Source organism: Bradyrhizobium sp. (assembly GCF_047605465.1).
In the GTDB taxonomy this organism is placed as follows: Bacteria; Pseudomonadota; Alphaproteobacteria; order Rhizobiales; family Xanthobacteraceae; genus Bradyrhizobium.
In genome coordinates this window covers 1-20538 of the sequence record NZ_JASGFS010000050.1, presented here as the reverse complement: position 1 = coordinate 20538, position 20538 = coordinate 1, and the positions used below count along the sequence as shown (strand labels likewise).

The following is a 20538-nucleotide window of genomic DNA, read 5'->3' as shown; positions in this document are numbered from 1 at the left end:
CGCGACAATGCGCTTCGCCTAGCCCGCCGCCTTGGCGTCCCGGATCGCCTTCCAGACCTTCTGCGGCGTCAGCGGCGTGTTGAGCTGGGTGATGCCGAGTTCGGCGAGCGCGTCCATCACGCCGTTGGTGATGCAGGGCGGGCCGCCGATGGCGCCGGATTCGCCGCAGCCCTTGGCGCCGAGCGGATTGGTGCGGCAGGGCGCGGAATCGTCGAGCGTCACCACGATCGGCGGCACGTCGTCGGCGCGCGGGATGCAATAATCCTGATAGCTCGCGGTGAGAAGCTGGCCGTCGGCATCATAGGAAACGCCCTCGTACAGCGCCTGGCCGATGCCCTGCGCCACGCCGCCATGGATCTGCCCCGTCACGAGCATCGGATTCACGGCAACGCCGACGTCATCGACAGTGGTGTAGCGCGCGACGCGGGAGACGCCGGTTTCCGGATCGATCTCGACCTCGCAGATATGCGTGCCGTTCGGCCAGCTCGGTCCGTCGACCTCGCCCTCGGAATCGACGCTGAGCTTGGCGCCGCCTTCCTTCTCGGCCAGGTCGAACAGGCTGATGCGGCGATCGGTGCCGACCACCGTGAGCGTGCCGCCCTGATATTCGATGTCCTCGACGGACGTCTCGAGCACGTTCGCCGCCTTCTCGCGCGCCTTCTGGATCAGGTCGTTCGAGGAGACCGCGACCGCGGTGCCGCCGACGAACAATGACCGTGAGCCGACGCTGCCGAAGCCGATCGCGAGGTCGGTGTCGCCCTGGACGACGTCGATCCTGTCCATGGGAATCCCGAGCGTGTCGGAGATCATCTGGGTGTAGGTGGTCTGCAGCCCCTGTCCCATCGCCATGGTACCGGAGTGCAGGACGACGCGGCCCTGCGCGGTCGCATGCAGGCTGACCTTCTCGGTGTGCGCGCGGCCGCCGGTCCATTCGATGTAGGAGGTCAGGCCGCGACCGTACAGCAGGCCCTTCTTCTTCGCCGCCTTCTTGCGCGCGGCAAAGCCGTCCCAATCGGCGAGCTTCACGGCGCGGTCGAGCATGTGCGCGAAGGCCCCGGAATCGTAGACCTGGCCGGCCGCGTTGGTGTAGGGCAGCTGTGCCGGCTTGATGTAGTTGACCTTGCGGATCGCGCGCGGATCCATGCCGATTTTTCGTGCCGCGGCGTCGAACAGCCGCTCGACGATGAAGACGGCTTCGGGCCGGCCCGCACCGCGATAGGCGCCGACCGGTGCGGTGTGGGTCATCACCGACTTGATCTCGAAATGCACCAGCGGCAGATCGTAGACACCGGTCTGCACGAACGGGCCGAGCACCAGCGGAATGATGTTCGCCGTTCCAGAGGAATACGCGCCGGTGCAGCCGATCGACCTGACGCGATAGGCCAGCACCCTGCCCTTGGCGTCCAGAGCGAAGGATGCTGTCGAGGTGAGATCGCGGCCATGGGTGCCGCCGACGAACTCGTCGGTGCGGTCGCCGCGCCAGCGGATCTTCCGGTTCAGCTTGGTCGCTGCGTAGGCGACGATGCCGTCCTCGGGATAGAGATTGGTCTTCTGGCCGAAGCCGCCACCGATGTCGCCGACCAGCACACGGACACTGTCCTTCGGCCGCTTCAGCACGGCTTCGGCAAGGACGTCACGGGTCGAGGCCGGTGTCTGCGACTGTACGTGCAGCAGCAGCCGGCCGGACGTCTTGTCGACCTCCGCAATGGTCGAGCGGGGCTCCATCGCCGACGGCACGAGGCGCTGGCTGACGAGATCGAGCTCGACCGTGTGAGCGGCCTGCGCGAACGCCTCGTCCACCCTGGCGGCATCGCCATAGCTCATCGCACCGACGATGTTGTCGGGCGCCTCGGGCCACACCACGGGAGCACCGGGCTTCACCGCCTCAACCGGGTCGACCACCGCGGGCTGCACGTCGTATTCGACCACGATCGATTCCGCGGCGCTCTGCGCGTCGGCGCGCGAGGAGGCCACCACGGCCGCCACCGCCTCGCCGGCGTAGCGAACGACCTCGTGAGCGAGCAGCCGGCGCGGCGGCACGGTCATCGGCTTGCCGTCGGGGCGCTTGAAGATGTTCAGCGTCGGAATGATGCCGACGTCGTCCTTGATCAGGTCGGCGCCGGTGTAGATCGCTGTGACCCCAGGCATGGATGCAGCGGCGCTGGTGTCGATCGAGACGATGTTCGCATGCGCATGCGGCGAACGGAGCAGATACAACCACAACGCGCCGTCTTCAGGCTTGTCGTCGATGAACTGCCCCTTCCCGGTGAGCAGCCGCTGATCTTCCAAACGCTTGACGGGCTGCCCCGCACCGAAACGCAAATTGCCGGGAAGAATGTTCATTCCGCTGGGTCCCTTGGATCTTCGAAACAGCCGGGTCTTCAAAACTGCGGGCTGCCTTTTAGCGGATCGATCGGAGCCATGCCAGCCGCGGTTTTAGGCGGAGATACCCACGGATTCGTCATGCCGGTCCAGGGATCGCCCCGGAATGACGGCTATGCGAGCTCCCTCAGCGCGGCCTCCACGATCCTGCGCGCGTCGGCCGTCAGGGCCGCCTGCGGCGGAACGGGGTCGCCGACGTCGTAGCCCTGGATCGCCAGCCCGGCCTTGATGCAGGCCGCGAGGTTGAAGCGGGCGAAGGCCTCGTTGATGCGCCACAGCCTGCGCTGGAGCGCCATCGCCTCGTCCCAGCGGCCGGCCTTGCAGAGATCGTAGAGCGCGACGCTCTGGCGCGGCACGATGCAGGCCGGTCCCGCCATCCAGCCGAGGCCGCCGATCAGCATCACCGCCGCGGGGATATGGGCGGAGGCCGAGAACACACGCAAGCCGTCGCCGCAGCGGTTCATGATCGACAGCAGCCGGCCGGTGTTGGTCGATGCGTCCTTGATGTACCCGATGCGCGGATGCTCGGCGAGGCGCGCGATGATATCGAGCGTGAGATCCGAACGCTGGAATTGCGGATTGGTATAGATGACGACGGGAACGTCGACGGCATCGGCGATGCTGCGGAAATAGGATTCGATCTGGGCATCGGCGAGCGGGAAATACGCCTCGAGGATTGCCAGGATGCCGTTCGCGCCGAGCTGCTGGTAGGATTTCGCCTGCGCCACCGCATCCGTGGTCGAGGTGGACGCAACGCCCGCCACGACCGGCACGCGCCCCTTCGCGGCTTCGATCGTGGTTTGCACCACGGCGGTGCGCTGGGCTGCATTGAGATAGGCGAATTCGCCGGTCGAGCCCAGCGGCGTCAGGCCGTGGACGCCGGCGCCAATCAGATCCTCGCAGAGCCTGCCGAGCACATTGGTGCGGATCGTTCCGTCGGGATCGACGGGCGAGACGAGGTAGGGAAAGACGCCGTGGAAGTTGGACATGTCGGGGAATAAATTCCGGGATATCGAGTCTTCTGGAAAGGCGTGCGACCAATGCGTGCTATCACGGTGCATTATTGCCAGCAAGCGAACCGCTTTCGAAGAGCACATTTGCAGTGTTTGTCCCGCGACGTCATCGTGCCGGGTGGTATTGCGCCGGCTTCCTCGCAACCTTCGCGCTGTGCCCGGGGATGGCTTGGGCCGGCGAGTGCCCTTCGTCGCAATCGGAGATCGCAACCGATCGCCCCGATGTGACCAATTCCAGCCTGGTCGTCCCGGCGGGAAGCATCCAGAGCGAGAACGGCTTCAACACGACCGGCCAGGGCGCCGGCAAGGGCTTCGACGGCAGCAACAGCCGCCTCCGCTTCGGTGTGGCACCGTGCCTCGAACTGCTGATCGATGTGCCGAGTTATGTCGGGCGGCTGACCGGCACGACCGACACCGGCTTCACCAATGTCACGCCCGGCGTGAAATGGCAGGTGAGCGGACTGCCCGAGCCCGCAAACCTCTCCGTCGTGTTCGGCGTGGGCCTGCCGACCGGCACGCCGGCCATCACAGGCGAGGGCCTGCAGCCCTATCTGCAATTCCCCTGGTCCTACGAACTCGGCCATGGCTGGGGCATCAGCGGCATGTTCACGAGCTTCTTCCGCCCGTCCGATCCCGCCAACCGCCAGATCAGCGAAGCGACCTTCGTGATCGAGCGGAAGATCACCGCACAGCTCGCGCTGTTCGCCGAATATATCGGCGACTATCCGTCGCGAGGCGCCGGCACGGCGCTGCTCAATGTCGGTGGCGGCTATCTCCTGAACCGGACCGAGCAGATCGACTTCCACCTGGCGTTCGGCCTCAACCGGAACTCACCGGACTATGTCGTCGGCATCGGCTACTCCTACCGCTGGGACAACGTTCTCAGCGCCGCGGCGGTGCCGGTTCGCCGGATCATGCCCTGGCATTGACGACTTCTTAAGGACGTTGCACGCGCGGCCATCGTGTCGCGCCCCTCCCCCACGCGTTGTTAGGGAGTGGCGGCGATGGTGCCGGCCATGCCTTTCACGATGTTGTCCAGGTTTCTTCATCCCGATCCGCGGATTCGGCGCGAACTCGTCGATCTCCTGTACACATCGCTGCCGCAAGTATCCGCCATCGGCGTCACCTCGGTGACGGGCGCCGCAGCGCTGGCCGCCATGAGCGGCGATACCGGTTACGCCGTCATCGCGTTCTTCATTCTGGTCACCGCCACAGCCCGCGTTTTCTCCCTGTTCCGCTACAAGTCCCGCGCCGCGCTGTTCTCCGATGCGGACGTGGTGCGCTGGGAGCGGCTCTATGGCGCCGGTGCCTCGGCCTTCGGCCTCGCGCTCGGCATGTTGTCGTTCCGGGCGCTCCAGCTCGATGACGCGCCGGGCGCGTGGATCGCGTTCGGGCTCTCGATGTCGTTCTGCGTCGGCATGGTCTCGCGCGCGGCGATCCGTCCCTGGATCATCCTGACCACCGCCGCCATCCTCCTGATGCCGACCATCGTCGCCGGCCTGCTTCGTCCGGAGATCGCCTACAAGCTCGGCGCAATCATGCTGGTGTTCTTCTGGCTGACCTTGCGGGAAGCTTCCAAGCATCTCAGTGCCGCCTTCGTCGAACGTCTCGAAGCCAAGCACCGGCTGGCGCGGCAGGCGACCCACGATTTCCTCACGGGATTGCCCAACCGCGCGGCGTTCTTCCAGGCGCTGGCGGAAACCCGCGAAGACTTCGCCATCATCGCGATCGATCTCGACGGCTTCAAACCGGTCAACGACCGCCACGGCCATCATGCCGGCGACGATCTGTTGCGCCAGGTGGCGGAGCGGCTGTCGTCCTGTGTCGGCAGCTCCGGCCTTGCCGCACGGTTCGGCGGCGACGAGTTCATGGTGCTGAGACCGGTCGGCGCCGGTGAAGCCGGGCGGGAAGATGCGCTCGCGCTGGCGCGTCAGGCCATCCTCGATCTCTCGATGCCGTTCCTGCTGTCGAACATTCCGGTCCGCATCGGCGCCAGTGCAGGCATTCTCGTCAGCCCGGGCGTCACACGCGCCGGCTCGGCCTCGCAGCTTCTGGAGCGGGTCGATCGCGCGCTCTATGCGGCGAAACGCGCCGGAGGCGGCCGCTGCGCGTGGTCCGACGAGAACGCCGGCCTCGAACGCCAGGCAGGCTGAAGCCGCCGCCAGCCCATCGGCCTTCTTAGGCGCGAAGCAATCGGACCCGCGTCCCCCAGGGATCCACCGCCTCCACGCCATTCGCAAGCGCGGTGACGCGCATGCCGCCCTTGCGCAGGCGCTCTTCCTGGGCGGCGAGCAGCTCCTGCTTCTCCATCACCAGCGAAAACCAGGCGAGACCCGTGGTCTGATCATCGCGCTGGCCGGCGCCCTGGCTCTGCCAGACATTCATGCCGAGGTGGTGGTGATAGCGGCCCGACGACAGAAACGCCGCGCCGTTGCGGCGGCGGGTCGGATCGAGGCCGATCGTGCCGTGATAGAACCGCTCAGCTTCGGTGAGATCGCCGACGCGCAGATGCATGTGGCCGATCCGCAAGCCGTCCGGCGCCTTGGCGTAATCGGCCACGCGCGTGTTCGTCAGTGACAGCAGACCGGGGATGTCGAGTTCGTCGGTCGCCATCTTCACGCTGCCCTCGCTCCATTGCCATTGCGAGGGATCGCGATCGGCATAGACCTCGATGCCGTTGCCTTCGGGATCGTCGAGATAGACGGACTCGCTGACGAGATGATCGGCAAAGCCCGTCAGCCGCACGCGATGCGAGGCGGCATGCACCAGCCAGCGCGCGAGGTCCTTGCGCGTCGGCATCAGGAAGGCGGTATGGTAGAGGCCGGCCGCGTCGCGCGCTTCGGCCGTCGCCTCGGGACGGGCCTCCAGCGCGAGCAGCACGCCCCCTCCAGTGCCGAGCTTCGCGGCCGTGGCCGAACGCTCCATCACGGCAAGTCCGATCACGTCGCGATAATAGTCGGCGACCACGTCGAGGTTCTTCACGCGCAGCGTCACCATGCCCACCCGCATCGGCGTGCGGCTAGCATAGGTCGGCCCTGCGCCTGCGGGATGACCTTCGGCACGCGCCGCACCCGAGGCGGCCGCCGCGAGCGACGCGGCGCCGGCGAGATGAAGCAGGGTGCGGCGGGTGAGATCGATGGTCATCAGTCGGAGCTCATCAGGAATCCAGGGCGCCACACGGCGCGATTTCGCGATTGCTACACGTTCCCGTGAGGGGCTCCCAATCACATGTTCGTCGGCTTTCTCCGGCTTCGTCCTGACCACCCGGCCAGTTTCCAGATCGCCTTGGACATCCCAGATTGAGGAGACTTCACAGGAGCTTTCCATGGCCGACCCGACCCCTCTCTCCTCACTGTCGTCCGCGCTCGCGGACATCGTGGCGCGCAATGCGCCTTCCATCGTCTCCGTGCATTCGCACCGCTCGCGCGCGACCGGCTTCGTCTGGAAGCCCGGTCTGATCGTCACCGCCGACGAGACGCTGGCCGATGAGGGCGACGTCGGGATCGGGCTTTCCGACGGCACGACGCTCGCCGCGACGATCGCCGGCCGCGACCATACGACCGACATCGCGCTCCTGCGTGCCGATACCGATATCGCCCCGGTCAGGCTGGCATCCGCGGTCCCGCCGCTCGGCGCCTTGTCGGTCGTCGTCGCCACCACGCGCGCGGCGCCGAGCGCGGCACTTGGGATGATATCGGCTTCCGGCGCCGGCTGGCGAAGCCTGCGCGGCGGCGAGATCGATGCGCGGATCGAGCTCGACATCCGCTTGCGTCCCGGTCAGCAGGGCGGACTTGCGCTCGACGCGAACGGCGATGCCTTCGGCATGGCGGTGCTCGGACCACGCCGCGTGCTGGTGATCCCCGCGGCGACGATCGAACGCGTTGCGGCTCAGCTCGAGACGCGGGGACGGATCGCCCGCGGCTATCTCGGCCTCGGGCTTCAGCCGGTGCGGCTCGACGACGGCGTCGGCGCGATGGTGATGAATGTCGACAAGACGGGCCCCTCCGCCGCGGCCGGCATCCGCCAGGGCGATGTGATCGTGGCCGTCAACGACCAGAAGCTCTCCGGCGTGCGCGCGCTGTCGCGGACGCTCGGACCCGCGAGCGTCGGCGCGGTGGTCGATGTCGCGGCACGCCGGGGCGGCGAGCCCGTCAGCTTCAAGGTCACGATCGGCGAAAGGCCGGAGGCGTGAGCGGCGACAACGCGCAGGAGATCGTGCTCGCCCTGGAAGTCGACGATCCCGTGTTGGCCGCCCGCCTCACGGCGCTGCTCGGCAATGTCGCGGGCCTGCGCCTGGGCGCGCCCGGCGAGCCGGCGTCGGCCACGGTGGTGGCCCGTGATCCCCGCACCATGCCCGAGGACATCGCGCTGACGCAGCGCGAGCTCGACGTGCTGGCGCTGATGGCCGAGGGCGCGTCCAACAAGATGATCGCGCGGCGGCTCGGCATCTCCGTGCATACGGTGAAGTTTCACGTCGGCTCGCTGCTCGACAAGCTGGATGCCACCGGCCGCACCGACGCCGTGGCGCATGCCGCGCGCCGCGGCGTGATCGAGCTGTAAGCAGGAGGTCGCCGATGCGCGCCTCTCCCCGCCGAAGACGGGGTTGAGGCGAGCAGGCGCTCCGGCTCACGCCGGCTTGCCGCGTCCGCTCTTCTCGGCCGCTCGGCGCAGCGCCTCGGCAAGCGCGCCACCGCCGGATGCTTCCTGCTTGCGCGGCGCCGACGAGGTCATCCGGGCGGAATTGCGCTGATTGTTGTCGCGCTGCATGCCCGGCGCATCCTTCTTGGCACCGACCTCGTCGTCGAGGCGCAGCGTCAGCGAGATGCGCTTGCGCGCCACCTCGAAGTCCAGCACCTTGACCTTGACGATGTCGCCGGGCTTCACCACCTCGCGCGGATCCTTGATGTAGTTCTTGGACATCGCCGAGATGTGCACGAGGCCATCCTGGTGCACGCCGATGTCGACGAAGGCGCCGAAGGCCGCGACGTTGGTCACGGTGCCTTCGAGGATCATGCCCTTCTGGAGATGCTTGATCTCCTCGACGCCCTCCTTGAACACCGCGGCCTTGAAGGCCGGACGCGGATCGCGGCCGGGCTTTTCGAGTTCGCGCAGAATGTCGGTGACGGTCGGCAGACCGAAAGTCTCGTCGACGAAGTCCTTCGGCTTCAGCGTCCGCACGACGTCGCTGCTGCCGATCAGCGCCTTGATGTCGCTCTTGGTGGCCGCGAGAATACGGCGCACCACCGGATAGGCTTCCGGATGCACGCCGGATGCGTCGAGCGGATCCTCGCCGCCGAGGATGCGCAGGAAGCCCGCGCACTGCTCGAACGCCTTCGGCCCGAGCCGCGGCACCTCCTTGAGCGCCTTGCGCGACTTGAACGGGCCATTGGCATCGCGATGCTGCACGATGCTCTGCGCAAGGCCCGAGCCGACGCCCGATACGCGGGCAAGCAGCGGCGCTGACGCGGTGTTGACGTCGACGCCGACCGCGTTCACGCAATCCTCGACCACGGCATCGAGCGACTTCGCGAGCTTGGCCTGGCCCAGATCGTGCTGGTACTGGCCGACGCCGATCGCCTTCGGCTCGATCTTGACCAGCTCGGCGAGCGGGTCCTGGAGACGGCGGGCGATCGAGACAGCACCGCGCAGTGTGACGTCCAGCTCCGGCAATTCCTGCGACGCGAAGGCGGACGCCGAATAGACCGATGCGCCCGCTTCCGACACCACGATCTTGGTCATCTTCAGTTCGGCCAGCCCCTTGACGAGGTCGGCCGCGAGCTTGTCGGTCTCGCGCGAAGCGGTGCCGTTGCCGATCGCGATCAGCTCGACGCGATGCTTCAATGCGAGCCGGCCGAGGGTCGCAAGCGACTCGTTCCACTGCCGCTGCGGTTCGTGCGGATAGATCGCGGTGGTATCCACCACCTTGCCGGTCGCGTCGATGATCGCGACCTTGACGCCGGTGCGGTAGCCGGGATCGAGACCCATGGTCACGCGGGTGCCCGCGGGTGCGGCCAGCAGCAGGTCACGCAGGTTGGAGGCGAAAACGCGCACGGCCTCGGTCTCGGCCGCATTCCACAACCGCATGCGCAGATCGATGTTGAGATGCACCTGGATCTTGGTGCGCCAAGCCCAGCGTACGGTGTCGATCAGCCAGCGGTCGCCGGCGCGCTTGAGATCGGCGATGCCGAACCGCTTCATGATCTTCAGCTCATACGCACCGGGCACGCCGGCCGGGGGCACTTCGGCCTCGGCCTGCATCTGGAGATCGAGGATCTCTTCCTTCTCGCCGCGGAACATCGCGAGGATGCGGTGCGACGGGAGCTTGGTGAGCGGCTCGGAGAAGTCGAAATAGTCGGCGAACTTTTCCCCCTCGGTCTTCTTGCCGTCGCGCACCTTGGAGGCCATGCGCGCGTTCGCCCACATCTCCTCGCGCAGGGCGCCGATCAGGTCGGCATCCTCGTCGAAGCGTTCGACCAGGATGGCGCGGGCGCCGTCGAGCGCGGCGGCGGCATCGGCAACGCCCTTTTCCACGTTGACGAAGGCTTCGGCCACGACCTTCGGATCGTTGCCGGACTCCGCCATGAGCTGGTTGGCGAGCGGTTCGAGCCCGGCTTCCTTGGCAACCTCGGCCTTGGTGCGGCGCTTCGGCTTGTACGGCAGATAGATGTCTTCGAGGCGCGCCTTGCTGTCGGCGGCAAGAATGGTGGCCTCCAGCGCCGCATCGAGCTTGCCCTGCTCACGGACCGACTCGAGGATGGCCTTGCGGCGATCTTCCAGCTCGCGCAGATAAACCAGGCGCTCCTCGAGGGTACGCAATTGCGCGTCGTCGAGCGCACCGGTCGCTTCCTTGCGGTAGCGCGCGATGAAGGGAACCGTGGCGCCGCCGTCGAGCAGCGTTACCGCCGCCTCGACCTGCTCCGCCCGAACCCCAAGCTCCTGCGCAATTTTCTGGTTGATATTCGCCACGCGAGAATCCTTCTTATCCAAGCACGCACCACGAACCGAAAGCCGGCCGCGGGACGCCGCTTATGGACCAAGCGGGGTTGATTCATCAAGGTGCGGTGCAAAACCGTCGACAGAGGTTTTTTTGCCGCTCCGATGCGATCTCGCCACATTCATGCGGATGTGGGCGAGCCTCGATGGCCCGCCGACTCCAACGCCGCCATCGCGCGCGGCCTTTCAGCATCGACCGCGAGCCAATTCAATGGCGGACACCGTGATGCGCGACATCAGCGCAACGCACCATCCGCCGAGCCCTCGGCGGATCGCCGGTCTCGACCGTACCGGTGTGATCTGCGTCCCCGGGGCGGCCTGCGCACCCGGGATCCGCGCCGGTCGCGGCCCCCTCGCCGTCATTGCGCCGCCGACGGACTGAGGCTAGGACCCCTCCATCCGGCGCAACCCTGCCCTTCGCGCCGACTCAGTTGATTCACGCGGTTCCTTGCGAAAGGAAGGTGCCGCCGCATCAAGGGGATCTTGACTTCATGACTTTGCCGATGAGCTGGAACGAATGGGCGCAGCACGATGGTGTGGCGCTGGCGGGCCGTGTCCGCAAGGGCGACCTGACGGCAAAGGAACTGGCGCGTCAGGCTGCCGCCGGTGTTGCCAAGGTCAATCCGACGCTGTCGGGCGTCGTCGAGCTGTTCGACGATGTCATCGCCGATCCCGGCAAGGACGGCGCCAATCTGTCCGGCCCCTTCGCCGGCCTGCCCTTCCTGATGAAGGACCTCGGTCCGACCATGAAGGGCCGGCTCCAGGAAATGGGCTCGCTCCTCATGCGCGGCAATCGTGCGGCGGCCGACACTTTCCTGACCGGCAAATTCCGGCAGGCCGGACTGAACCTGATCGGGCGCACGACGACGCCGGAGTTCGGCGTGTGCAGCTCGGCCGACAATCCGGCGGTCTACGTGACGCGCAATCCCTGGAACACCGACTACACGACCTGCGGCTCGTCCGCGGGAAGCGCCGCGATGGTTGCCGCCGGCGTGGTGCCGATCGCGCACGCCACCGACGGCGGCGGCTCGATCCGCATTCCCGCCGGCGTCAACGGCAATATCGGCCTGAAGGTCTCGCGCGGGGTGTTCTCGCTCGCTCCGCACATGTCCGACCTCACCGGACTCGTGTCGATCCAGGGCTGTCAATCGCGCAGCGTGCGCGACACCGCGGCCTTCGTCGACCATGCCCGCGGGCCGGCGCCCGGCGAGTTCATGCCGTTCTGGACCACGGCGCAGCCCTATGGCGAGATGATCAAGCGTGACCCGGCGAAGCTTCGCATCGCGCTGTCGCACACGTGGGGCGACTACACCGCGACTCCGCACATCGCGGCCGAGCTCGAGAAAGCCGGCCGCTTCCTCGAAGGCCTCGGCCATCACGTCGACTATGCGCTGCCCGACCTCGACTTCCGCGCTGCGTTCGATGCGCAGACCACCTGCTACATCAGCAACTTTGCCGTTGTGATCTCGAACATGCTGGCCGCACGCGGACTGGAACGTCCGCCGGAGGATCTGGTCGAGCCGGTCAACATCCGGATCTGGGAAGCCGGACGCCACACCAGTTTTGCCGAGCGGGCGAAGATGCAGGCGGTGTTCAACACGACCTCACGCGGCTTCGGCAGCTTCTTCGAGCAGTGGGACGTCATCCTGACGCCGATCACCGCGCTGCCGACGCCGAAGGTCGGCACGAAGGAATATCTGACTCTCTCCGACAATCCGGACGTGCTGGACTGGTTCGGCAACCTCTGGCGCAATTTCGCGTTCACCCCGCTTGCGAATCTCTGCGGCATGCCGGCGATCTCGATGCCGATGGCGACCCATGAACACGGCCTGCCGCTCGGCATTCAGGCGATCGCGAAACAGGCCAATGACGGCCTGCTGCTGCAACTCGCCGCCCAGATCGAGCGCGCACTCGACGGCAAGTGGAACGACGGCAAGAAGCCGAAGGTGCACGTGGTCTGAGCAACGGCGATCGCACCGACGCGCGATCGCCTCTCGTCGGCTCAGTTCTTCACCGCGGGAATCTCGTCGGTCGGTTGCTGCTGCCCCTGCCTGTACATCGCAAGCGCCTTGTCGAGTGCCTCGCGCAGCGCGAGCGCCGCCGCCGGGCTGCAGCGCAGATGCGCGGTCTGGATCACGTCGACCCTGACGGCGGCGCCGACCGGCAACAGCAGATTCGCCGCGAGCTCGATCTGGATCGCCCCGTTGTGGTGGCCGAAGCAGGATGCGCCGTCGAAATAGATGATGGGTGCCCGCTCCGCGCTGGAGCTCGAAATGGTGACGGGCCCCTGGTTGGTGGCGGGCGTCTCGGGGTCGGCCATGGGCACTCCTCGCGGGCAGTGAACGAACGGAACGCCCACCATCGTTGCTTCGCCCTGCTCTGTCGAGGCAAAACCGTCCCCTGCGGACGCCGCATGCGGGTTTTGCGCCGCGCCCGACACTGGTCTAGAACGTCACCATGTCGACATCGCCCACCACGCTTCCGTTCGAGGAACTCGCCGAGGCCATCAAGAGCCGCCGCTCGGACTATGGTCACATCAGCGGACTCAGGCTGGATCGATTCGCGCCGGCCGAGGCCTGGTCCAGCCTGCCGTACCGCCCCGTGTTCGTCGGCGACACCGAGACCGGCGTGCTGCATGGCGGCGTGGTCACCGCGATGCTGGACGAGAGCTGCGGAATGGCGGTGCAGCTCGCGCTCGACGGCACGCGCGCGATCGCGACGCTGGACCTGCGCATCGACTACCAGAAGCCGGCGACGCCGGGTCTCGACATCAAGGCTCATTCGGTCTGCTACCGCACCACCCGCTCGATCGCCTTCGTGCGCTCCACCGCGTATCAGGAGTCGGAGGATGATCCGGTCGCGACCGCGACCGCCTGCTTCATGATCGGCGCCAACCGCACCAACATGCTTGCGGATCGCAGGCTCGACGACCGCGCGTCGCCGACGCTCGAAGCACCGGAGGATCCGGAGGGCCCGTTCCCCAACAGTCCGTTCGCCCGCTGGCTCGGCATTCGCGTCAACGACGACAGCACGCTGACGATGCCGTTCTCGCCGAAGATCATCGGCAATCCGATCCTGCCTGCGATCCATGGCGGAATGACCGGTGCCTTCCTCGAGACCACCGCGATCTTCGGCGTCAGGCGCGAACTCGGCACGACCACGCTACCGAAACCGATCGGACTGACCGTCAACTATCTGCGATCCGGCCGTGCGCTGGACAGCTTCGCCAATGTCTCCATCGTGAAACAGGGCCGGCGTATCGTCGCCTTCGAGGCAAGGGCCTGGCAGGATGATGCGGGCAAACCGATCGCGACCGCTTTCGGTCACTTTATGCTCCGGACCACGGCCGGAAACGACGAGGAATAGGCGTATTTTACTTGACGGCTACGCTTCGGGACACAACGATAGCACGTCCCCCGCGAGAGGTATTGGGTTGCGGCATCCGATCGACATCGTTGCCATGTTCGCCGCCATCTGGCTGTTGGCGTCTATGGTGCTGGATGCGCTGACTCCGAAGGAGCTCACCGCGGTGATGATCGGCATTGCGATCGCGCCTGCCGTCGTGGTCACCGCCGTATTTTACCACCTCCGCTGCGCCCGCACCGATTTCGCGGTGATGTTCGCGGCACTCTGGCTGATCTCGGATATCGCCATCGCCTTCATCTCGCCGAAGGAGCTGCCGCATTTCCTGATCCTGCTCGGCTTCGTGCCGGCACTGATCATCGGCGTCGTGCTGCATTGGCAGCGCTTTCAGCGCCGCCACGAACGGCTGGTGTGGCCTTCGGCCAAACGCGGCTAGCGCGGCAGCAGATTGGTCTTGGCGAGATCGAGGACCTCGTCGCCACGCCCGTTCATCACGGCGCGCAGCACCCAGAGGCTGAAGCCCTTGATCTGTTCCGGCGTGATCGTCGGCGGCATCGACAGTTCCTGCTTGGCGGTGACCACGTCCAGCAGCGCCGGCCCGTTGTGGGCCAGCATCTCCTTCACCGCACCCGGGAGCTCACCGGGGTCCTCGACGCGCTTCGCGAAGATGCCCATCGCACGCGCCATCGCCGCGAAGTCGGGATTCTCCAGGTCCACATTGGTGTCGACGAAGCCCGCCGCCTTCATCTCCAGAGCGACGAATCCGAGCACGCCGTTGTTGAAGACGACGACCTTCACCGGCAGCTTCATCTGCGTCAGCGTGATCAGGTCGCCCATCAGCATGGTGAAGCCGCCGTCGCCGGATAGCGAGACGACCTGCCGGCCGGGTTGCGCGGCCTGCACGCCGATCGCCTGCGGCATGGCGTTGGCCATCGAACCGTGGACGAACGATCCGATCAGCCGGCGGCGTCCGTTCATGTCGAGGTAGCGGGCGGCCCACACCGTCGGCGTGCCGACATCGGCCGTGAACACGGCATCGTCGGCCGCATGGTCGCTGACGACCTTCGCGAGATATTGCGGATGGATCGGCTTGCTTCCCGGCGTGCCCTTGGCGAGCGAGTCGAGTCCTTCGCGCGCCTTCTTGTAGTGCGCGATCGCATCGTCGAGGTGCTTGCGCTGGGTCTTGGTCTTCAGGAGCGGCAGCAGCGCCTCGATGGTCAGCCTGACGTCGCCGACGAGGCCGAGATCGATCTTGCAGCGCCGGCCCAGGTTCTCGGGCCGGATGTCGATCTGCGCGACCTTGCAGTCGGTCGGGAAGAACTGCTTGTAGGGAAAATCGGTGCCGAGCATCACGAGGGCGTCGCAGGCATGCATGGCCGCATATCCCGAGGAGAAGCCGATGAAGCCGGTCATGCCGACATCATACGGGTTTTCATATTCGACATGCTCCTTGCCGCCGAGCGCATGCACGATCGGGCTCTTCAGCGCCTCGGCCAGCTGCATCAGCGGCGCGTGTGCGCCGGCACAGCCCCGACCGCAGAACAGCGTGATGCGTTCGGCATCGTTCAGCAGATCCGCGAGCGCCTTGAGCTCGTTCGCGTCGGGCGCGACCTTCGGCGCGGACAGCGCCAGCGAGCGCGTCGTCGAGAGCGCCCGCTTGGGCGGGGTGCGGAACGCGACATCGCCGGGCATGGCGACGACGGCGACGCCGCGCAGGCCCACAGCCGCGCGAATGGCGTTCTCGAGCACATAGGGCAGTTGGCTCGCATCCGAGATCAGCTCGCAATAATGGCTGCATTCCCGGAACAGATTTTGCGGATGCGTCTCCTGGAAATAGCCGCTGCCGATTTCGGCCGACGGGATCTGCGCCGCGATCGCCAGTACCGGAACGCGGCTGCGATGCGCGTCGAACAACCCGTTGATCAGATGCAGATTGCCCGGGCCGCAGGAGCCCGCGCACACCGCAAGGCTGCCCGTCATCTCGGCTTCGCCTGCGGCCGCGAAGGCCGCAACCTCCTCGTGCCGGACATGGATCCACTCGATGGTGCCGCGGCGCCTCAGCGCCTCGGTCAACCCGTTCAGGCTGTCGCCGACGATGCCGTAGATGCGCTTGACACCGGCCTGCTCGAGTGTCGCCACGAACAGGTCTGCCACATTGTTGATCGCCATGCCGGTCTCCCGATCTCGCTGGTCCCGCAAGATAGGATACAAATCATCCGTGACGCGATCACGGCTTGTTTATTGCCGGCTCAGGCTTTCGCAATGATCCGGTCATAGGCCGCGATCGTCACCTTTGCGCGGGCGGCGACATCGGCGGCCGACATGCCGGGCTTGTAGAGGCTGGAGCCAAGACCGAACGCGGTCACGCCGCCCTTGATGTATTCCGCGAAATTCTCGTCCGAGACGCCGCCGACGGCGGCGATCATCACGCCCGTGGGAAGCACGGCGCGAATCGCGGCAATGCCGGAGGCGCCGAGCACGCTGGCCGGAAAGAATTTCAGGCTCGACGCCCCCGAGCGCGCGGCAAGCAGCGCTTCGGTCGGCGAGAATACGCCGGGCATCGTCACCATGCCGTGCTGATGCGCGCGCGCGAGCACCTGCGTATCGACATTGGGCGAGACCATCAGGCGGCCGCCGGCGCCGTGGAGCCGGTCGACATCGTCAACCGTCAGCACCGTGCCGGCACCGATGAGGACGCCGGCCGGCGCCCGCTTCACGGCAAGCGCGATGGAGCGGAACGGGTCCGGCGAGTTCAGCGGAATCTCGATCGCGGTCATCCCGGCTGCGATCAGCACGTCGACGATCGCCTCGGTTTCCTCGGGCTTCACGCCGCGCAGGATCGCGACCAGCGGACGCTTCATCGGCGGAAAGGGAACGCTCATGCGAAGATCCTTCTAGTTCGTCCAGATCGCGGCAGCCGCCATCGACAGGCCATTGCGGACTGCCTCGTCGGCATCGATCGGCGCAGCCGCAACCGACAACGTCTCGAAAGCGAGCCGATACAACATCCCGAGCCGGCCTGACGCAATCAGCGTAATGCCTGCTTGCGGCAACGCCCCCGATAGCCCCGCCGCCAGCTCGACGCCGATCAGGGTGCCCGAGAGCGTCTCGCGCGCCGCGGCCGGCGTGCCGCCGAACAGCAATTGCCGCGACCTCGCGCGGAACAGGAGGTTGGCCGCAAGGGCGGGCGCCTCGAATCCGGCAAGCACAGCCGCCTTGAAGCTCGCCGCGTCCTCGGCGTCGTCAGCGCCTGCGACCGCGAGCGACAGGATGGTCTCGCGCGAGACCGCACCGAACAACTCGCCGGTCATGAAGGTGGAGAAATCCGTCACCGTGCCGTTACTCACGCGCACCCATTTCGAATGCGTGCCCGGCATGCAGACCAGCGCATTGCCCGGCGCATCCAAGCCGAGCGCGCCAAGCAATTGGGTTTCCTCGCCGCGCATCACGTCCGGCGCATGTGCGTCGCGCTGGGCGATGCCGGGCAGGATGCGGATGTCGCGCGCCACGCCGGGCACGCGCGCCGCCTGCTTCAGGATCGCGGCCAGCGGCGCCGGCGTATCGACATAGCCGGCTTCGACCCAGCCCGTGCGGGCACCGGCCATGCCGCAGACGAGGACGGGCAGATGATCCGGAGCTTCGATCGCGGCGAGGTGCGATTGCAGCACGGCGGCGAAGCCGGCCTTGGCGGCCGCCAGCATGCCTTCGCCGCTGCGGCGTTCGGCCAGGATCTGGCCTGCACGGTCGATCAGCCAGAGCCGGAAGCTGCTGGTGCCCCAGTCCACCGCGACATAGGCGGGTTCGGTCATAGCGAAGCGAGTCCTCGTCTCACCGCCAAGACGCCGTCTCGCGACAATGAGACGGCCGTGCCGCGGTTCGTCCCGGGATATCGGCTATTGCCGCCGCAAACCAGTCCTTTTCTCGACGGTTTGAGCGCCGCCCACGCTGGCACACTGCTTGCTGAAGCGTCCCCATTCACGTCCGTGAACCGCGCAGCAAGACGCGTCAACATCAGATGAGGAAACCCATGGAGATCGGCTATTTCACGATGCCTTCGCATCCGCCGGAGTGCGGCCTGAAGGAAGGACATGACTGGGACCTGCAGGTGCTGCGCTGGCTCGACGAGCTCGGCTATCAGGAAGCCTGGATCGGCGAGCACCACACCGCACCGTGGGAACCCAATCCGACGCCGGATCTCCTGATCGCGCAGGCGCTGATGCAGACCAAGAAGCTGCGCATCGGACCGGGCGGTTTTCTGCTGCCCTACCATCACCCGGCCGAACTCGCCAACCGCGTCGCCATGCTCGATCATCTGTCCGAGGGCCGGCTCAATTTCGGCGTCGCGGCCAGCGGCCTGCCGAGCGACTGGGCGATGTTCAACGTCGACGGCATGAGCGGACAGAACCGCGACATGACGCGCGAGGCGCTGGAGATCATCCTGAAACTGTGGACCGAGCCCGCGCCCTTCACCCACAAGGGCAAGTTCTGGACGGTGACCAAGCCGGACACGATGTTCGACTTCCTCAAGCCGCACATCAAGCCGCTCCAAGCGCCCCATCCGCCGATCGGCGTCGCAGGGCTGTCGAAGAACTCGGACACCCTGAAGCTCGCCGGCGAGCGGGGCTTCATCCCGATGAGCCTCAACCTCAACCCGGCCTATGTCTCGAGCCATTGGGACTCGGTCGAGATCGGCGCCGCCAAGACCGGTCGCAAGCCGAACCGCAAGGACTGGCGCCTGGTACGCGAGGTGTTCGTCGCCGACACCGACGAGGAAGCCTGGAAGCTCTCGACCGGTGACATGATGGGCCGGATGATGGGCGAGTACTTCCTGCCTCTGCTCGGCCATTTCGGCTTCAAGGACTATCTGAAGCACGCCCCCGACGTGCCGGACAGCGATGTGACCGTCGAATATTGCGCCAAGCGGAACTGGATCGTCGGCTCGCCGGCGACCGTCGCCGAGAAGATCGAGAAGATCTACGACGAGGTCGGCGGCTTCGGCGTGCTCTGCGTGTTCGGCTTCGACTACAAGCACAAGCCGGAAGCCTGGCACCATTCGCTCTCGCTGCTGAAGAACGAGGTGATGCCGCGCCTGAAGCATCTCGGCTCCGCGCAGAAGGCGGCTTGACCTGACACGGGTGCGGCACGATCGTGTCGCACCCGTATCAATTTCGGAGATCACGGCTTGAGCGTCGACGCAAAGGATTTCAAGCAGGCCATGCGCCAATGCGCCGGCGCCGTCGCGCTGGTGACGGTGGGCGCCGAACATGGCACGCGTACGGGGCTGACGGTCACGTCTGCCTGTTCGCTGTCGGACAATCCGCCCTCGCTGATCGTCTGCGTCAACCGCAACGCCAGCGCGCACGGGCGCATCCGCGAGGAAGGCGCTTTCGCGATCAACTTCCTGCACGAAGACCATGCGCTGCTCGCCCTCACGTTCAGCGGCCAGAAGGGCGTCAACGGCGACGACCGTTTCGCCTTCGGCCAGTGGAGGCGCGGCGAGACCGGCGCGCCGGTGCTGACCGATGCAGTCGCCGCGTTCGACTGCGTGCTGGCCCAGGAATTCGAGACCAGGACGCATTCGATCTTCGTCGGCGAGGTGCGCGGCGCCTGGCATTCGCCGGCCGCAACGCCCCTGGTCTATCTGCGCAGCAATTTCCACACGCCGCAGGAGATGCGCGAGACGGTGGCGCTCGGCGATCTCGATGCGCGGCATTTGAGCTGGACGGATTTTTCGTAATCGCGCGTGGACGCCGCGCTCTCCTTCCCGCTAGCCCACAGGGAGAGGCGGCTCGGCCGCCCTTGATCGCCGAAAGACGGTGCTACTGCGCCGTCTCGATCTTCAACTGCTTGATCTTGCGATAGAGCGTCGCGCGGCTGAGTTTCAGCGCGCGCGCCGCTTCCGTGACGCGGCCGCCATGCTTGCGCAGGGCCTCGACGATGGTGGCCCGCTCGGCCGCCGCGAGGTCGGGCTCTCCCGCCCGTCCGCCGAACGGCGGCAGATCGAGATCGGCATCGGTGATGATGCTGTCCTCCGCCGTGCAGCCGGCGAGCCGCAGCACATGGCGGAGCTGGCGCATGTTGCCGGGATAGGAATAGGCCGACAGCAGCGTCCAGGCCTCGTCCGAGAGACGGCAGTTCGGCGCCTCCTCGTTTGCGATCCGGCGGATGACGTCGTCGCGGTCGGCGCGCTCGCGCAAGGCCGGCAGCCGCACCTCCATGCCGCGCAGGCGGAAATACAGGTCGGCGCGGAAGGCGCCCTCCTCCGCCATGCGGCCGAGATCGCGATGCGTCGCGCTGATCAGGCGGATGTCGACGAGCACGGGCTTGAGCGCGCCGAGCGGCCAGACCTCGCGGTTTTCGAGCACGCGCAGGAGCCGCGTCTGCAGCGCAACCGGCATGTCGCCGATCTCGTCCAGGAAGAGCGTGCCGCCGTCGGCCTGCACGATCAGGCCTTTCGAGCCGTCGCGCCGCGCGCCGGTGAAGGCGCCGGCCTCGTAGCCGAATAGCTCGGCGTCGATCAGGCTCTCCGGCATCGCCGCGCAGTTCAGCGCGACGTAATTGTTGCGGGCGCGGTTGCTGGCTGCGTGGATGGCGCGCGCGAACACGTCCTTGCCGACGCCGGTCTCGCCATGCAGCAGCACCGGCAGATTGTGGTCGCCGATGCTGCGCAGCCGCTTCACGCTCCTGATCAGACCGGGATCGCGGCCGGCGAGCCGATGCAGCGCATCGAAGCGGTCGGCGGGCCCGTCGCGGCGCGGCGCGGGCGGGCGCATGGAGGCTCTTGCGC

The 20538-nt window shown here is 66.8% G+C and carries 18 protein-coding genes; 9 read left to right on the top strand and 9 right to left on the bottom strand.

Features of this window, described 5'->3' with window-relative positions; translation table 11 throughout:
- Positions 1–18: 18 nt before the first annotated feature.
- Entirely contained in the window at positions 19–2343 is a 2325-nt protein-coding gene (locus QM712_RS27255) for a xanthine dehydrogenase family protein molybdopterin-binding subunit (protein WP_415026250.1), read from the bottom strand.
- Positions 2344–2495: 152 nt separating this feature from the next.
- Positions 2496–3371 carry a dihydrodipicolinate synthase family protein gene (locus QM712_RS27250; RefSeq protein ID WP_415026249.1) on the bottom strand — a complete coding sequence of 292 codons (876 nt, stop codon included), beginning with the start codon at positions 3369–3371 and terminating at the stop codon, positions 2496–2498.
- Between the two features lie 188 nt (positions 3372–3559).
- On the opposite strand from QM712_RS27250, the gene QM712_RS27245 reads away from it, so the two are divergent.
- Together QM712_RS27245 and QM712_RS27240 are read left to right on the top strand one after the other, a co-directional pair.
- On the top strand, positions 3560–4324 hold the full coding sequence (locus QM712_RS27245) for a transporter (protein WP_415026248.1): 765 nt from the start codon (positions 3560–3562) through the stop codon (positions 4322–4324).
- 87 nt (positions 4325–4411) lie between these two features.
- On the top strand, positions 4412–5548 hold the full coding sequence (locus tag QM712_RS27240; protein WP_415026247.1) for a diguanylate cyclase domain-containing protein: 1137 nt from the start codon (positions 4412–4414) through the stop codon (positions 5546–5548).
- 25 nt (positions 5549–5573) lie between these two features.
- Here the strand turns inward: QM712_RS27240 and QM712_RS27235 are convergent, their stop codons facing one another.
- The gene (locus QM712_RS27235) at positions 5574–6539 is read right to left on the bottom strand and encodes a VOC family protein (RefSeq protein WP_415026246.1); all 966 of its coding nucleotides are present in this window, start codon (positions 6537–6539) and stop codon (positions 5574–5576) included.
- Positions 6540–6720: 181 nt separating this feature from the next.
- On the opposite strand from QM712_RS27235, the gene QM712_RS27230 reads away from it, so the two are divergent.
- Together QM712_RS27230 and QM712_RS27225 are read left to right on the top strand one after the other, a co-directional pair.
- Positions 6721–7587 carry a S1C family serine protease gene (locus QM712_RS27230; RefSeq protein ID WP_415026245.1) on the top strand — a complete coding sequence of 289 codons (867 nt, stop codon included), beginning with the start codon at positions 6721–6723 and terminating at the stop codon, positions 7585–7587.
- Positions 7584–7955, top strand: a complete 372-nt coding sequence (locus QM712_RS27225) for a response regulator transcription factor (RefSeq protein ID WP_415026244.1) — start codon at positions 7584–7586, stop codon at positions 7953–7955. Before QM712_RS27230 ends, QM712_RS27225 begins: the two co-directional genes overlap by 4 nt.
- Before the next feature lie 66 nt (positions 7956–8021).
- Here the strand turns inward: QM712_RS27225 and QM712_RS27220 are convergent, their stop codons facing one another.
- Entirely contained in the window at positions 8022–10361 is a 2340-nt protein-coding gene (locus QM712_RS27220; protein WP_415026243.1) for a Tex family protein, read from the bottom strand.
- 518 nt (positions 10362–10879) lie between these two features.
- On the opposite strand from QM712_RS27220, the gene QM712_RS27215 reads away from it, so the two are divergent.
- Positions 10880–12349 carry an amidase gene (locus QM712_RS27215; protein WP_415026242.1) on the top strand — a complete coding sequence of 490 codons (1470 nt, stop codon included), beginning with the start codon at positions 10880–10882 and terminating at the stop codon, positions 12347–12349.
- Positions 12350–12390: 41 nt separating this feature from the next.
- Here QM712_RS27215 and QM712_RS27210 read toward each other — a convergent pair whose 3' ends face one another.
- Positions 12391–12708, bottom strand: coding sequence for a hypothetical protein (locus tag QM712_RS27210; protein WP_415026241.1), 318 nt, complete (start codon positions 12706–12708; stop codon positions 12391–12393).
- A 137-nt stretch (positions 12709–12845) separates the two neighbouring features.
- Here QM712_RS27210 and QM712_RS27205 point away from each other — a divergent pair, with 137 nt between their 5' ends.
- On the top strand, positions 12846–13754 hold the full coding sequence (locus QM712_RS27205) for a PaaI family thioesterase (RefSeq protein ID WP_415026240.1): 909 nt from the start codon (positions 12846–12848) through the stop codon (positions 13752–13754).
- Between the two features lie 67 nt (positions 13755–13821).
- Positions 13822–14187: a hypothetical protein gene (locus tag QM712_RS27200; RefSeq protein WP_415026239.1), complete on the top strand. Its 366-nt coding sequence runs from the start codon at positions 13822–13824 to the stop codon at positions 14185–14187.
- Here the strand turns inward: QM712_RS27200 and poxB are convergent.
- From poxB to QM712_RS27185, 3 genes are all read right to left on the bottom strand, one after another.
- On the bottom strand, positions 14184–15920 hold the full coding sequence (gene poxB / locus QM712_RS27195; protein ID WP_415026238.1) for a ubiquinone-dependent pyruvate dehydrogenase: 1737 nt from the start codon (positions 15918–15920) through the stop codon (positions 14184–14186). The genes QM712_RS27200 and poxB overlap by 4 nt on opposite strands.
- Before the next feature lie 80 nt (positions 15921–16000).
- Complete coding sequence (locus QM712_RS27190; protein ID WP_415026237.1) at positions 16001–16633, bottom strand: 2-dehydro-3-deoxy-6-phosphogalactonate aldolase; 633 nt, start codon at positions 16631–16633, stop codon at positions 16001–16003.
- Between the two features lie 12 nt (positions 16634–16645).
- Complete coding sequence (locus QM712_RS27185) at positions 16646–17560, bottom strand: 2-dehydro-3-deoxygalactonokinase (protein WP_415026236.1); 915 nt, start codon at positions 17558–17560, stop codon at positions 16646–16648.
- Between the two features lie 218 nt (positions 17561–17778).
- On the opposite strand from QM712_RS27185, the gene QM712_RS27180 reads away from it, so the two are divergent.
- Together QM712_RS27180 and QM712_RS27175 are read left to right on the top strand one after the other, a co-directional pair.
- Positions 17779–18876 (top strand): LLM class flavin-dependent oxidoreductase, encoded by a 1098-nt coding sequence (locus QM712_RS27180; RefSeq protein ID WP_415026235.1) that lies wholly within the window; start codon positions 17779–17781, stop codon positions 18874–18876.
- A gap of 57 nt (positions 18877–18933) precedes the next feature.
- Positions 18934–19488, top strand: coding sequence for a flavin reductase family protein (locus QM712_RS27175; protein WP_415026234.1), 555 nt, complete (start codon positions 18934–18936; stop codon positions 19486–19488).
- Between the two features lie 82 nt (positions 19489–19570).
- On the opposite strand, the gene QM712_RS27170 is transcribed toward QM712_RS27175, so the two are convergent.
- Positions 19571–20538 (bottom strand): sigma-54-dependent Fis family transcriptional regulator (locus tag QM712_RS27170; RefSeq protein ID WP_415026233.1); only part of this gene is annotated, 968 nt, incomplete at its 5' end.

What these genes read in the sequence shown, in the direction of transcription:
- QM712_RS27255 (WP_415026250.1), bottom strand. Translation starts at nt 2,343, where the DNA reads ATGAACATTCTTCCCGGCAATTTGCGTTTCGGTGCGGGGCAGCCCGTC.
- QM712_RS27250 (WP_415026249.1), bottom strand. Translation starts at nt 3,371, where the DNA reads ATGTCCAACTTCCACGGCGTCTTTCCCTACCTCGTCTCGCCCGTCGAT.
- QM712_RS27245 (WP_415026248.1), top strand. Translation starts at nt 3,560, where the DNA reads ATGGCTTGGGCCGGCGAGTGCCCTTCGTCGCAATCGGAGATCGCAACC.
- QM712_RS27240 (WP_415026247.1), top strand. Translation starts at nt 4,412, where the DNA reads ATGCCTTTCACGATGTTGTCCAGGTTTCTTCATCCCGATCCGCGGATT.
- QM712_RS27235 (WP_415026246.1), bottom strand. Translation starts at nt 6,539, where the DNA reads ATGACCATCGATCTCACCCGCCGCACCCTGCTTCATCTCGCCGGCGCC.
- QM712_RS27230 (WP_415026245.1), top strand. Translation starts at nt 6,721, where the DNA reads ATGGCCGACCCGACCCCTCTCTCCTCACTGTCGTCCGCGCTCGCGGAC.
- QM712_RS27215 (WP_415026242.1), top strand. Translation starts at nt 10,880, where the DNA reads ATGACTTTGCCGATGAGCTGGAACGAATGGGCGCAGCACGATGGTGTG.
- QM712_RS27210 (WP_415026241.1), bottom strand. Translation starts at nt 12,708, where the DNA reads ATGGCCGACCCCGAGACGCCCGCCACCAACCAGGGGCCCGTCACCATT.
- QM712_RS27205 (WP_415026240.1), top strand. Translation starts at nt 12,846, where the DNA reads ATGTCGACATCGCCCACCACGCTTCCGTTCGAGGAACTCGCCGAGGCC.
- poxB (WP_415026238.1), bottom strand. Translation starts at nt 15,920, where the DNA reads ATGGCGATCAACAATGTGGCAGACCTGTTCGTGGCGACACTCGAGCAG.
- QM712_RS27190 (WP_415026237.1), bottom strand. Translation starts at nt 16,633, where the DNA reads ATGAGCGTTCCCTTTCCGCCGATGAAGCGTCCGCTGGTCGCGATCCTG.
- QM712_RS27185 (WP_415026236.1), bottom strand. Translation starts at nt 17,560, where the DNA reads ATGACCGAACCCGCCTATGTCGCGGTGGACTGGGGCACCAGCAGCTTC.
- QM712_RS27180 (WP_415026235.1), top strand. Translation starts at nt 17,779, where the DNA reads ATGGAGATCGGCTATTTCACGATGCCTTCGCATCCGCCGGAGTGCGGC.